15 protein-coding genes are annotated in these 12,704 nt (G+C 67.3%); 13 read left to right on the top strand and 2 right to left on the bottom strand.

Annotated features, from left to right (window positions below):
- The first annotated feature begins 96 nt into the window (after window positions 1–96).
- The 13 genes from HDA44_RS10665 to HDA44_RS10605 all read left to right on the top strand — a co-directional run bounded on the left by HDA44_RS10665 (window position 97) and on the right by HDA44_RS10605 (window position 11,382).
- Window positions 97–1,119: an ABC transporter substrate-binding protein gene (locus tag HDA44_RS10665; RefSeq protein WP_184833402.1), complete on the top strand. Its 1,023-nt coding sequence runs from the start codon at window positions 97–99 to the stop codon at window positions 1,117–1,119.
- 36 nt (window positions 1,120–1,155) lie between these two features.
- On the top strand, window positions 1,156–1,947 hold the full coding sequence (locus HDA44_RS10660; RefSeq protein WP_184833400.1) for an ABC transporter ATP-binding protein: 792 nt from the start codon (window positions 1,156–1,158) through the stop codon (window positions 1,945–1,947).
- A complete protein-coding gene (locus tag HDA44_RS10655) occupies window positions 1,947–2,726 on the top strand; it encodes an ABC transporter permease (RefSeq protein ID WP_184833398.1) in 780 nt (259 codons plus the stop codon). The genes HDA44_RS10660 and HDA44_RS10655 overlap by 1 nt, the downstream gene beginning before the upstream one ends.
- Window positions 2,723–3,811, top strand: a complete 1,089-nt coding sequence (locus tag HDA44_RS10650; protein ID WP_184833396.1) for an Ldh family oxidoreductase — start codon at window positions 2,723–2,725, stop codon at window positions 3,809–3,811. The genes HDA44_RS10655 and HDA44_RS10650 overlap by 4 nt, the downstream gene beginning before the upstream one ends.
- Window positions 3,811–4,206, top strand: coding sequence for a RidA family protein (locus HDA44_RS10645; RefSeq protein ID WP_184833394.1), 396 nt, complete (start codon window positions 3,811–3,813; stop codon window positions 4,204–4,206). Before HDA44_RS10650 ends, HDA44_RS10645 begins: the two co-directional genes overlap by 1 nt.
- 120 nt (window positions 4,207–4,326) lie before the next feature.
- Complete coding sequence (locus HDA44_RS10640; protein ID WP_184833392.1) at window positions 4,327–5,190, top strand: fumarylacetoacetate hydrolase family protein; 864 nt, start codon at window positions 4,327–4,329, stop codon at window positions 5,188–5,190.
- Window positions 5,187–5,882: a GntR family transcriptional regulator gene (locus tag HDA44_RS10635; RefSeq protein ID WP_184833390.1), complete on the top strand. Its 696-nt coding sequence runs from the start codon at window positions 5,187–5,189 to the stop codon at window positions 5,880–5,882. Before HDA44_RS10640 ends, HDA44_RS10635 begins: the two co-directional genes overlap by 4 nt.
- Window positions 5,879–6,601: an SDR family NAD(P)-dependent oxidoreductase gene (locus HDA44_RS10630; RefSeq protein WP_184833388.1), complete on the top strand. Its 723-nt coding sequence runs from the start codon at window positions 5,879–5,881 to the stop codon at window positions 6,599–6,601. Before HDA44_RS10635 ends, HDA44_RS10630 begins: the two co-directional genes overlap by 4 nt.
- Before the next feature lie 30 nt (window positions 6,602–6,631).
- Window positions 6,632–8,203, top strand: coding sequence for an FAD-dependent monooxygenase (locus HDA44_RS10625; RefSeq protein ID WP_184833386.1), 1,572 nt, complete (start codon window positions 6,632–6,634; stop codon window positions 8,201–8,203).
- Window positions 8,200–8,592 carry a cupin domain-containing protein gene (locus HDA44_RS10620; RefSeq protein WP_184833384.1) on the top strand — a complete coding sequence of 131 codons (393 nt, stop codon included), beginning with the start codon at window positions 8,200–8,202 and terminating at the stop codon, window positions 8,590–8,592. Before HDA44_RS10625 ends, HDA44_RS10620 begins: the two co-directional genes overlap by 4 nt.
- 1 nt (window position 8,593) lies before the next feature.
- Window positions 8,594–9,490, top strand: a complete 897-nt coding sequence (locus HDA44_RS10615; protein WP_184833382.1) for an amidohydrolase family protein — start codon at window positions 8,594–8,596, stop codon at window positions 9,488–9,490.
- Window positions 9,491–9,566: 76 nt separating this feature from the next.
- Complete coding sequence (locus HDA44_RS10610) at window positions 9,567–10,499, top strand: alcohol dehydrogenase catalytic domain-containing protein (protein WP_420488497.1); 933 nt, start codon at window positions 9,567–9,569, stop codon at window positions 10,497–10,499.
- A gap of 163 nt (window positions 10,500–10,662) precedes the next feature.
- The gene (locus HDA44_RS10605) at window positions 10,663–11,382 is read left to right on the top strand and encodes a GntR family transcriptional regulator (RefSeq protein ID WP_184833378.1); all 720 of its coding nucleotides are present in this window, start codon (window positions 10,663–10,665) and stop codon (window positions 11,380–11,382) included.
- Here the strand turns inward: HDA44_RS10605 and HDA44_RS10600 are convergent.
- Window positions 11,318–12,121 carry a PIG-L family deacetylase gene (locus tag HDA44_RS10600; RefSeq protein WP_184833376.1) on the bottom strand — a complete coding sequence of 268 codons (804 nt, stop codon included), beginning with the start codon at window positions 12,119–12,121 and terminating at the stop codon, window positions 11,318–11,320. The two genes, HDA44_RS10605 and HDA44_RS10600, sit on opposite strands and share 65 nt — an antisense overlap.
- An 11-nt stretch (window positions 12,122–12,132) precedes the next feature.
- Window positions 12,133–12,597 (bottom strand): PPOX class F420-dependent oxidoreductase, encoded by a 465-nt coding sequence (locus tag HDA44_RS10595; protein WP_184833374.1) that lies wholly within the window; start codon window positions 12,595–12,597, stop codon window positions 12,133–12,135.
- Window positions 12,598–12,704 lie beyond the last annotated feature (107 nt).

Here is a 12,704-nt window from a genome sequence, read left to right as displayed (position 1 = left end):
GCAGCGGACGTCAAATCCCTGTGAAGTCCCCGCGGGCGGATTGACCACCTTTCCATATTTGATGTTTGATCAAATATCGGGACGAGAGAGGTCGATATGAGGTTGAGGCGTTCCGTCATCGCCCTGATGGCGGTCCTGGGGCTCGCCGCGGTGAGTGCGTGCAACGGCGGCAGCAAGGACAAGTCGGCGGACGACGGTGGCCTGCAGAAGGTCAGCTATCTGACGTCGTTCAACACTTTCGGCCGGGAGGCGTACGCGTACGTCGCGCTGGAGAAGGGCTACTTCAAGGACGCCGGGTTCGACGTCAAGATCTCGCCCGGAACCGGCACCGTCGACGTGATGAAGCTGGTGGCCGGCGGCCAGGCCGACTACGGCATCGGCGACTTCACCGCGACCGCGATCACGCTCGGTAAGCAGAAGCTGCCGGTGACCACGGTCGGGATGATCCACCAGAAGTCACTGGCCGCGATCATGTCGCTGGAGGGTCTGGGCATCAAGGGCCCGCAGGACCTGCCCGGCAAGACCATCGGCGACCAGCCGGGTTCGACCAACACGGTGATGTTCCCGGTGTACGCCAACGCGGTGCACATCGACCCGAAGTCGGTCACCTTCCTGCCGTCCCCGCCGCCCGCGCTGCCGAACCTGCTGGCGGCCGGCAAGGTGCAGGGCATCGGCCAGTTCGTGGTCGGTCAGCCGCTGATCGAGAAGGCGGACCCGAAGCACCGCAAGGCGGTCACGCTGCCGTACGGCGACGTGCTGCCGGACCTGTACGGGAACGCGATCATCACCCGGACGGACCTGGCCAAGGACCACCCGGACCAGGTGAAGAAGTTCACCGCGGCGCTGCTCAAGGGTCTGCAGGACACCATCGACGACCCGGCCGGGGCCGCCGAGACGCTGAAGAAGTACGTGCCGACCACGGATGTCGCCGTCGCCACCGCCGAGCTGAACATCATGAAGGACTACGTCAAGCCGAAGAGCTTCAACGGCCCGCTGGGTGACGTCAGCGTCGAGCGGGTGCAGAAGATCATCGCGCTGCTGGAGCAGTCGAAGGCGATCACGCCCGGTGCGATCAAGCCGGAGGACGTGGTCACGATGAGCCTGGCTCCGAAGAGCTAGCGCTCCGAAGAGCTGGCAAGGGAGAACTGGAACCGGATGATTCGCCTGGACGGCGTGGGGCAGGTCTTCGACGGACGCGAGGGCCGGGTGACCGCCCTGGAGGAGATCGACCTGCACGTTCAGGGTGGTGAGTTCGTCACGCTGATCGGCCGGTCCGGCTGTGGCAAGTCCACGCTGCTCCGGCTGATCGCGGGACTGTTGCCCCCGACGTCCGGCTCGGTCCAGGTGGCGGGCGAACCCGTCACCGGGCCGCGCCGGGACGTCTCCTTCATGTTCCAGCGCCCGGCCCTGCTGCCGTGGCGATCGGTGCTGTCGAACGTGATGCTCCCGGTCGAGATCGACAAGGGCAGCAAGGCTTCGTACCGGGACCGTGCTCATCAGCTGCTCGAGCTGGTCGGGCTGCAGGGGTTCGAGGGGCGGCTGCCGCACGAGCTGTCCGGTGGCATGCAGCAACGGGTGTCGCTGTGCCGGTCGTTGATCCGCGACCCGCAGGTGATGCTGATGGACGAGCCGTTCTCGGCCCTGGACGCGCTCACCCGGACCGAGCTGTCCGAGGAACTGCAACGGATCAAGATGGAGCTTTCCACCACGATCGTGTTCGTCACGCACTCGATCGAGGAGGCCGTCGTACTGGCCGACCGGGTCGTCGTGCTGACACCGCGGCCGGGGCGGATGCGGGAGGTCGTCGACATCGACATCCCGCGGCCGCGCAGCCTCGGGCAGGACGCGCACGTCACCGAGGTCGCGACGATCAGCGCCCGGTTGCACGCGCTGCTCGCGGAGAAGTCCGGCGACGAGGTTCGTACGGTGGACGAGGTGCGGGGCTGATGACGAGACGATCCTGGCTGAAGGATTCGCCGGCCGCCGCCGTCGTACTGCCGATCATCGGTCTGGCCGCGACGGTCGCGCTCTGGTGGGGCGCGACGATCGTGTTCGCGATCGAGCCGTACCTGCTGCCGAGTCCGTGGGACGTGGTGGTCAAGTTCTCCGAGCAGCCCGGCATGCTGCTGACCGAGACCGGCACCTCGCTGCTGGAGACGATCGAGGGTTTCCTGCTGGCGATCGTGATCGGCGTACCGATCGCGCTGCTGATCGTCCGGTCGGTGATCCTGGAGCGGCTGGTCTACCCGTTGCTGCTGATGGTGAACTCGATCCCGAAGGTCGCGGTCGCGCCGCTGCTGGTGGTCTGGATGGGCTTCGGCCAGTGGCCGAAGGTGGTGATGGTACTGCTGATGTGCTTCTTCCCGATCGTGATCTCGACCGCGCAGGGAATGAAGTCGACGCCGAGCGAACTGGTCGAGCTGATGCGGTCGCTGAACGCGAGCCGGACGCAGGAGTTCTTCAAACTCCGGTTGCGGTACGCGATGCCGCAGATCTTCACCGGCTTCAAGGTGGCGATCTCGCTGGCCGTGATCGGGTCCGTGATCGCCGAGTTCGTTGGTGCGACCAAGGGACTCGGGTACATCATCCAGCAGTCCGGCGCGAGCGCCGACACCACCCTGGCCTTCGCCGCGATCACCCTGCTCAGCGTGATGAGCATCGTCCTCTTCTACGGATTGGCCTTGCTGGAATACCTCCTGCTGCCCTGGGCGCGTGAGACCCGATGACAGCACAAGCTTCAGACGCCGATCAGCGGGTGCTGGTTCGGCCGGAATGGTTGCAGGCGACCGTGGCTGCTGTTTTCGGCAAGCTCGGGTTCGCGGCCGCGGACGCCGACGGGATCGCTGCCGCGCTGGTCGAGGCCGATCTGCGCGGGGTCAGCTCGCACGGCGTGATGCTGGTCCCGATGTACGTCGAGCGGCTGAACGCCGGCGGTGTCACCCGGGAACGCGAACTGGACGTACTGTTCGATGCCGGCGCCGCGATGGTGGTGGATGCCCGTGGTGGCATGGGGCAACTGTCCAGCCCGCAGGCGATGGGACATGCGATCGAGCGCGCCGGCCGATACGGCATCGGTCTGGTCTCGGTCCGCAACGCGCATCACTTCGGCGCCGCGAGCCGCTGGGCGACGCAGGCGGCCGAGTCCGGGTGTATCGGTATCGCAATGTCCAACACGACTCCGCTGATGCCCGCGCCGGGCGGCGCGGAACGGTTGGTCGGCAACAACCCGCTCGCGATCGCCGTACCGACCACGGCCGGGGTGGAGATCGTGCTGGACATGGCCCTGTCGGCCGTTGCCCTGGGCAAGATCCGGCTGGCGGCGTCGGCCGGGCGTTCGATTCCGGACACCTGGGCCACCGACGCTTCCGGGACGCCGACCACCGACCCGGACGAGGCGGTGCTCGGCATGCTGTTGCCGGCCGCCGGGCACAAGGGATTCGGTCTGGCGTTGATGATCGACGTGCTGACCGGTGTACTCAGTGGTGGCGGCTGGGGCGACGAGGTACGCCCGCTGTACCGCGAGCCGGACCGGCCGAACGACTGCGCGCACCTGTTCCTGGCGATCGACCCGGAGCTGATGGGCGGGGTGGAGGCGTTCCGCCGCCGCTCGTCCGGGCTGGCGGCACGGGTCCGCGGAAGCGCGACGGCACCAGGGGTGGACCGGCTGTATCTGCCGGGTGAGATCGAGGCCGAGCGCGCGGCACAGCAGCGCCGGCACGGAGTACTGATCGAGAAGCCGGGACTGGACGGACTACTGGCGGCCGCACGCGCCGTCGGCGCCGTCATCCCGGCCGGAGGGGAGCTGAACTGATGCCGAAGACACAGGTTTCGACGGATGCGCTGCGGAGCCCGAACGGGGTGTTCTCGCAGGCCACCACGATCGAGGCGACCGGGCGGCTGGTGTTCGTCTCCGGGATGACGGCGCGCCGGCCGGACGGCGGGATCGCCGGCGTCGGCGATGTCCAGGAACAGACCAGGCAGGTCTGCGAGAACGTGAAGTCGGCGGTCGAGGCGGCCGGCGGCACGCTCGCGGACATCTGCCGGGTGGACGTGTACGTACGCAACATGGAGGACTTCGCCAAGATCCACGAGATCCGGGCGCGGTACTTCACGGAACCCTTGCCGGCCTCGACCATGGTCGAGGTCAGCAAGCTCGCCCATCCTGACTATCTGATCGAGATCAGCGCCATCGCGGTGGTCTCATGAGCGAGCGGAGCGAGCTCATCATTCAACACAGCCCGCTTGGTGCCTCGTCCGCGCCCGGAGCGGAGCGAGGACGTGGACGAGTGAGGGGTGATTCCGTGCGCGGCGTCGAGTGGACCTGAGATGCGGTACGTGATGGTGGAGCACGCCGGGCGGGAAGTGCCCGGCGTGCTCTCGGGAGACACGGTCTCATTGCTGACAGCAACGGATCTGACCGAGGTGATCGAGTCCGGCGCTTCGTTGTCGGGGGAGCAGATCCCTTACCACGAAGGCATGCTGCGGGCGCCACTGCGCCGGTTCCGGCGGGACATTCTGTGTACCGGGTGGAACTACTGGGATCACTTCGAGGAGAGCAAGGGCAAACGCGAGGGGCAGGACGTCGACCGGCCCGAGCATCCGACCTTCTTCACCAAGGGCCCGGACGTGGTGATCGGTCCGTACGACGACATCGCCTGGGATCCGGAGATCTCCGCCAAGTGGGATTACGAGGCGGAGGTCGCGCTGGTGATCGGCCGGACCGGGAAGAACATCCCGGTCGAGCGGGCGCTGGACCACGTCTGGGGGTACCTGCTCGCGAACGACGTGTCCCAGCGGGACCTGCAACGGGCGCATGGCGGGCAGTGGCTGAAGGGCAAGAGCATCGACGACACGATGCCGCTCGGCCCGTGGCTCGTGACCGCCGACGAGCTGGGCGATCCGCAGGACATCCACCTGCAGTGTCTGGTGAACGGTGAGGTCCGTCAGGACGCGTCCACCAAGCAGATGGCGTACGACGTGGCGACGCTGATCAGTGAGTTGTCGTTCGGGATGACATTGCGGCCGGGTGACCTGCTGCTGACGGGTACGCCGGCCGGTATCGGTAATGCGCGCGAGCCGCAGGTGTTCTTGCAGGAGGGCGATGAGGTCATCACTCGCGCCGACAAGCTGGGTTCGTTGCGCAACCGGGTTACTCGTGTAGACCCCGTGAACTACGTGACTCGCGGATGAGCGGGCCGTTGGAGCTGCTGCCGGGTGGCGGCAAAGGTGGTCGCCGTACGCTCGCTGAGCACGCGGCGGCCGAGTTGCACCAGCTGATCCTGTCAGGAGAGCTCCCGAGCGGTACACCGTTGCGCCTGGTTGAGCTGGCCAGTCGGCTCGAGATGAGCCAGATGCCGGTACGCGAAGGCCTGCGGCGGCTCGAGGCGCTCGGGCTGGTCGAAATCATCCCGCACCGAGGCGCGTGGGTACGTGACCTGTCGCTGGAGGACCTGCGGGACACGCACGAGACCAGGCTGGCGTTGGAGAGTCTCGCCGTACGCGCCGCGGCCGCGCGGTTCACCGGTGAGGACCTGGAGAAAGCTGCTGCCGCACTGGCCGAGCACCTGCGGATGTCGCGGGCAGAGGACTCCGCAGGAGCCCGTGGAGCGCATGCTGACTTCCACTTCGCGATCTACCGGGCCAGCGGTTCACAGTGGTTGCCGCGGGCCATCGAGCCGGTCTGGCAGAACAGCGAGCGCTACCGGTTCGGGAGCCGACCGACCGCGTTCCTGATCGAGCGGAGCCGGCAGGAGCATCAGGCGATCCTGGACGCGTGCGTCGCACAGGACCCGGATGCCGCCGAGCAGGCGTTGCGTAGTCACCTGGCTGGCGCGTTCCAGCGGATCACCGAGACGATGACGTCAAAGAAGGAGACGTCATGAAGGTGAAGTTCGACGCGACCGGTGAAGTCGTGGTGATCACCGGCGGCGCACAGGGCATCGGTGCGGCGCTGGCTACTGCTGTCAACGCAGTCGGCGGTACGGCGGTTGTCTTCGATGTGACACCACCGGCTGCCGGGATCGAGTACGTCGAAGTGGACGTCGCGGACCGTACTGCCGTCGAAGCTGCTGCCCAGGGCGTACTGGAGCAGTACGGGCGGATCGACGGCTTGGTGGCTGGTGCCGCCGTACAGCCGCGGTCGTCCGTACTGGAGATGGACGCCGCGGAGTGGACGCGGACGCTGCAAGTGAACCTTGACGGTGTGGTGTGGGCATGCCAGGCGGTCGTACCGCACCTGGTCGCGCGGCAGTCCGGTTCGGTCGTGGTGTTCACGTCTGGGCTGGCAGCCACTGGCTACGCGGGCGCAGCGGGGTACGCGGCGAGTAAGGCGGCGCTGGTGGCGTTCGCCAAGTCGCTGGCGGCAGAAGTGGCTGCTGATCGAGTCCGGGTGAACGTGGTCGCGCCAGGCGTGATCGACACCGTGCAGTTCCGCGGTGCGAACGCCGGTGCGGACCGGGACCACTGGCAGGACACCATAGGTATCGGCGACCCCGACGACGTGGTCGGCCTGTTGTTGTTCCTGCTGTCCGACGCGGCTGCGATCACCGGGTCGGTACTGCCCAGGGAACGTGCCTTTGCCAAGCTCACGAGCTTTATCTAGCTGCCTCGACTAGCTGCCCGGAGTGAACTTGTGACTGAACAGCTGCCTGTAGCAGTAGTAGGTGCCGGTCCGATCGGTCTGACCACTGCTCTTGGTCTGGCGCACTACGGCATCCCGTACGTGCTGCTGGAGGAGGACGCGGTGCTGTCGTCCGACACCAAGGCCGGTACGACGCTCAGCCGGACGCTGGAGATCTGGAACCGGTACGACGCGCTGGACGGCATCCTCGGCGCCGCGCTGCGGATCGACGAGATCGGTGACATCGACCGGGCCACCAACACGCCACGTGCTTCGGTGCAGCTCGCCGAGCTGGTCAACGACACGCAGTTCCCGTTCGTCATCAACCTGCCGCAGCAGAAGATGGAGCCGTTGCTGGCGGCGGCCTTGCCGGAGCCAGTACTGACGCAGCGCCGGTTGACGTCGTTCGAGGTACGTGGCGACCGGGTGGTGCTGCAGCTCGAGACGCCGGACGGGCCGCAGGAGCTGGAGGCGTCGTACCTGCTCGCCTGCGACGGTGGGCGCAGCCGCATCCGTGACGCGCTCGGTGTGAAGGTCGTCGGCGAGACGCTGGCCGAGCGGTACATGCTGATCGACGTAGTGGTCGACCTGGACGTCAACAACGCGCGCGACTACCCGTACCTCGCGTACTTCGCGGACAAGTCCGAGTGGATGGTGCTGATCCGGCAGCCGGACAACTGGCGGTTCCTGTTCCCGCTGCCGCCCGGCGCGGACGCGCCTGGTGACGAGGACCTGCTGGTGAAGGTCAAGCAGTTCATCGGTGAGGTGGACCGGATCGAGCTGCTCGGCACGGTCGTGTACAACGTGCACCACCGCGTCGCGGAGCAGTGGACCAAGGACCGCAAGGTGTTCCTGATGGGCGACGCGGCGCACCTGATCACGCCGATGTGGGCGCTGGGCCTGAACACCGGTGCACTGGACGCGTCCAACCTGCCGTGGCGCCTGGCCTGGGTACTGCGTGGCTGGGCCGAGCCTGCCCTGCTGGACGGGTACGAGCAGGAGCAGCGCCCGGTCGCGATCGAGGGCTCCGGTGAGATGGCTGAGGCGGCACGTAAGTACATGTCGTTCCAGCAGGGTGCTGTCACCGAGGGGACCAGCGATTGGGCGACGGCCTACACGCGTACGTTGCTCGGGGTGCGTCTGGACGTGGACGGTTCCGGCGACTGGTCGATGGTGGCTACCGCGGGCGCTCCGCCGACCGTACGCGCCGGGGATCGCGCGCCGGACCTGGTACTGCAGAGTCCGACCGGGCGTACGACGATCCACGAGCTGTGCCGGGACTCGTTCGTCGCGCTGTACTTCACCGACGTACGCCGGCGCCCGTCGATCCCGGTGAACGATTCGCCGGCGCTGCAGCACTACGCCGTTTCCCGGTGGGACGCGCCGCACGACTCCGGTCTGCGTGACCGCGCTCTGTTCGACCCGGGCAGTGTGACTACCAAGCGGTACGGCGTACCACCTGAGACCATCGTGCTGATCCGGCCGGACGGCCACATCGCTGCTGTTGCACCCCTGGGTACCGGGGTGGCGGAGGAGTTGTACACCCGGATCACCGGAAGACCTGTACCTCGGGAGGACGCGTGACTTCGTTCGGCGAGCCGCTGCACGAGATCCTGTTGCAGACGGACGACCTGGAGTGGGTGGAGAAGTCGCTGGACGGCCTCTCCCACAAGATGCTCTGGCGCGACCCGGTGACTGAGGCGTCGATCGCCTTGGTGCGGTTCGAGCAGGGCTCCGGTATCCCGTCCGAGCACAAGCACGCATCGAACCAGTTCATGTTCTGCCTGTCCGGTCGGTACGTGTACCTGCCGACCGGTACGACGCTGACCAAGGGCAGCTTCTACTGGAACCCCAAGGGCGTGGTGCACGGACCGACCCGGGCCGAGGAGACCTCCGTACTGCTGGAGGTGTACGACGGTCCGCACTACCCGGAGCGTCCGGACTTCTACGACAACGACGAGGACGCGCACTGACATGGCTGGTTGGGACGTCCACACCCACCTGATCCCGCCGACCGTACTGGCGGCGGCGCATCGGGGTGAGTTCGGGCTGTCCGTCGACAGTGGTTCGCTGGTCGTCGACGGTGGGCGGCTGCCGCTGCGCCGGCTCGCTGACCCGACCGCACTGCTGCGCTGGATCACGGAGCAGGACCTGGACGGCGCTGTCGTGTCAGTGCCGCCGGCGTTGTTCCGGTACGACCTTGGGGCTGACTGGGTCGAGTTGGTGAACCAAGGGCTCCGCGAGCTCGCTACACCGCAGCTGCGCGTGCTTGCCCACCTGCCGTTGCTGGACCCGGCCGCCCCTGGTGTAGCGGCCGGACTGGCCGGCGAGGGTGTGTTCAGCGGGTTTGCCCTTGGTACGCCGAGCTATGCCGGGCTCGACCCGGTCTGGCAGGTGCTGGACGAGGTGGCGGCGTTCACGCTGATCCACCCCGGTGCCAGTGACGACAAGCGGCTTGACTCGTTCTACCTGTCGAACCTGTTGGGAAATCCGTACGAAACTGGAGTGGCGGCGGCTTCGCTCGTCTTCGCGGACGTGCCGGGGCGGTTCCCGGGTATCCGGTTCTGTCTGTGCCATGGGGGTGGTGTGACGGCGGCTGTCGCCGGGCGGTGGCAGCGCGGGATCGACCAGGACCGGCCTGGCATCGAGCCGCTGACGCTGCCGGTGGCCGAGGCACTGCGCCGGTTCTACGTCGACGACCTGGTGCACGACGGTGCCGTGCTGGACCTGCTGACGAAGACGTTCGGGCCCGACCGGGTGCTGGCCGGCAGCGACTGGCCGTTCCCGATGGGCAGTGACGAGGTGTCCGCCGTCCGCTCCGCGACGGCCGGGGAACTCACCCGGCCGCTCGCGCGGGAGGTCACCGGGTAGTGGGACAGGTGTTCTTTCTGGTCGAGGCCGTGATCAGATATCAAATCGTGGTGAACGGGGAAGAAGAGGAATGAGCTTGCGGGGGACTGTGTTGCACAGTCATGGGCCGGGGGAGCAGCTGAAGACCGACGTGGTCGAGCTGACTGCTGGCCCTGGTGAGACGTTGGTGGAGATGCGGCTGGCTGCTGTCACGTCGCAGGACCGGTCGACGCTGGCGGGCAAACAGCCGGCCGTGCCGTTCGTACCAGGCTCTGAAGGCGCCGGTGTGGTGGTCAGCTCGGACAGCTTCGAAGCTGGTACGGCTGTTGTGGTTCGGGGTGCAGGTGTCGGCGTGACGCGTTCCGGTGTCTGGGGGCGGTACGCGGTCGTGCCGGATGCCGCCGTACATCAGGTGCCGGCTTCACTCGAGCCGGGCACCGCGCTGGCGTTGCTGACACCAGCTCTGACCGCGCATACCGCCGTACGCCGGGTGGCAGCGGTTGGCTTGGGGGAGACCGTCGTGGTCACCGGAGTGACCGGGCTACTCGGCCGGATGTGTGCTGTGATCGCACGGTCGGCCGGAGCAGCTCGGGTGATCGGTTTGGTGTCGGAGCACGACTTGGTGGACAGCGCGACCGGACTGGTCGACCAGCTCGTCAGAGTGGACGGTCTGGGACAGGTAGGCCGGGAGCTGTCCTGGTGCGATGCGGCGATCGACACCATGGGCGGACCGGTTGCCGGTGGAGTACTCGGTCACATCACCCCCGGCGGGCGTATCGCGGTACTCGGCTACAAGGCCGGTGAGTTCACCACGATCGATCTGCACCAGCTGATCGGCCGAGACCTCCGCGTACTGCCGGTGAATCTGCAACGGACCGTACTGGCAGCGGATGCGGTCGGTCAGGCGCTGGCGGACATCGCATCGGTTCCCTGGCGAGCGGACTACGAAGTGCTGCCCGCGGACCGCGCTGGTGAGATCCTGGAACGGCAAGCAGGGCGAGTTCTGCTGGACCTGACAACTTTGGGTTGAGCTGCTGCCAGTGCGACGCGTGGCCTAGACCACACGGTTTGTGAGGTCTCAGCTGAGCAATCTGTCGTCGGATGGCCTCCGGAAACCCGGTCGGCGGCTACGGTACCTCCAGAGTTGTATGCAACATTGTGTGCGCGTGGAGGAGAGAGGCAGCCTGCTACTGATGATCCGACGACTCGAGCTTACGCCTGGGGGGCCGACCGGCCGTCGTACGCTCGCTGAGGAAGCTGCCGCCGAACTGCACGAGCTGATCCTGTCCGGCGAGCTTCCCAGCGGGACGGCGCTCCGGCTCGAGGAGCTCGCCAAACGGCTGGACATGAGCCAGATGCCGATCCGGGAAGGGCTCCGCCGGATGGCCGCGCTCGGCCTGGTCGAGATCGTCCCGCACAAGGGCGCCTGGGTCCGGGAGCTGTCGATGGAGGACCTGCGCGACACGCACGCGACCCGGCTGGCGCTGGAATCGCTGGCGGTCCGTGCCGCCGCCACCCGGTTCTCCGACTCGGACGCGGCCAGCGCCCGGAGCGCACTGGCCGAACACGTCCGGTTGTCCAAGCTGGGCGACAACATCGCGTCCCGGCAGGCCCACACCGAGTTCCACTTCGCGATCTACCGGTCCGGCGGTTCGCGCTGGCTGCCGCGCGCGATCGAACCGGTCTGGCAGAACAGCGAGCGCTACCGGTTCGGCTCCCGGCAGACCAAGGCCCGGATCGAGCAGACCCGCCGCGAGCACCAGGCGATCCTCGACGCGTGCGTGGCGCACGACGAGGAGGGCGCCGAGGCGGCACTGCGGCAGCACCTGGAAGGCGCCATGCAGCGCATCACCGAGACGATGGAGCGGCGCTCGGGCCGTTCGGGTGACTCGCCCGAGCCGGGGAAGCACTGAGTTCTTCGAACCGGTCCTGCTGCCAGCCGGCCGCATCGAACACCGCCCGGAGCAGCAGCCCGTCACTGCTCGCCCGGTGAACGCCGATCAGTTCGGCGAGCGGTTTGCTGCCAAGACCGGGGTAGTACTCGTCCATGGCCTGCCTTCGTCGCTGCTCGGACACTCCGCTCATTTCGTTGAGCAGAGTGCCGTCCGGGCAGCCGGTGACTTGGCCTGACCCGATCCGCTCACCCGGTGCGAGTCGCTGGACCAGTGCCTCACCTGCGCGTACGTCCTGAGCTCTCACTCGTGCACCCAGTGCCCGGCAGTCGATGCGCCGGAGTGCTCGCTGGACGCCTTGTGAGATGGCGATGTGGTCCGGGTGACCGGTCAGTCCGTCTCTGCCGACCGTGAGGATGAGCTGTGGGTTGAGAGCGATTGCTGCCTGTTCGACGGCTTGGGCGACGCCGTCCAGCGCTGCTTCGCCCGTAGCTGCAGCGGCCAGGGTGCGTGGTCCGCTTTGTCCACCGTCGTCGATCCACTGGTCCTGTGCGCCGAGCCAGTCCCACTCGTCGATCCCTAGTAGTGCGCAGGAAGCGGTGAGGTGGTCAGCGGAACCATGCATGCCGGCGGTCGCGACGCGTAGTACGACATGCCAGCCCTGCTCTTTCAGTAGCGCGGTGGCCGCGGCGGTGGTGAACACCTCGTCATCCGGGTGAGCATGCACGACCAGCGCCGTACGCGTCTGTTGCTCGGTCACGTCCAGGTACTTCAGTCGGCCAGGCGGGCCGGGAAGCCGCCGGTCGCGATCGGGCTCCAGCGTTCCGGGGTGATCCGGATCAGGCACTTGCCCTGCTGCACCATCGCCTCGCGGTACTCGTCCCAGTCCGGGTGCTCACCGGAGATGGAGCGGAAGTAGTCGACCAGCGGCTCCACCGCGTCCGGCAGCTCGATCACCTCGCCCCGTCCGTCCACCTGGACCCAGGCGCCGTTCCACTCGTCCGACAGCACGACCACACCGGCCTGACCGGTCCGCTTCACGTTCTTGCTCTTGGCCCGCTCCGGGTACGAAGAGATGACGATCCGCCCCTCCGCGTCCACGCCACCGGACACCGGCGACGCCTGCGCCGTACCGTCCGCCCGCGTGGTGAGCAGCAGCATGTGGTGACGCGGCCGCACAAACTCCAGCAACTCGTCGATCTGGACCTTGGTGTTGGTGGCAATAGTCCGTGGCATACCACCACCCTATGCGTCGGCCTAGCGCACTGAAGTCTCGTGCACGGTCAGCCACTGGTGCGTGTTCGCTGCCAGTACGGCGGTCACCCGGGGTACGCCGGGTGACC

Origin of the sequence: Kribbella solani (assembly GCF_014205295.1) — a bacterium.
Lineage (GTDB): Bacteria > Actinomycetota > Actinomycetes > Propionibacteriales > Kribbellaceae > Kribbella > Kribbella solani.
This window is presented reverse-complemented; position numbering and strand designations above follow the sequence as displayed.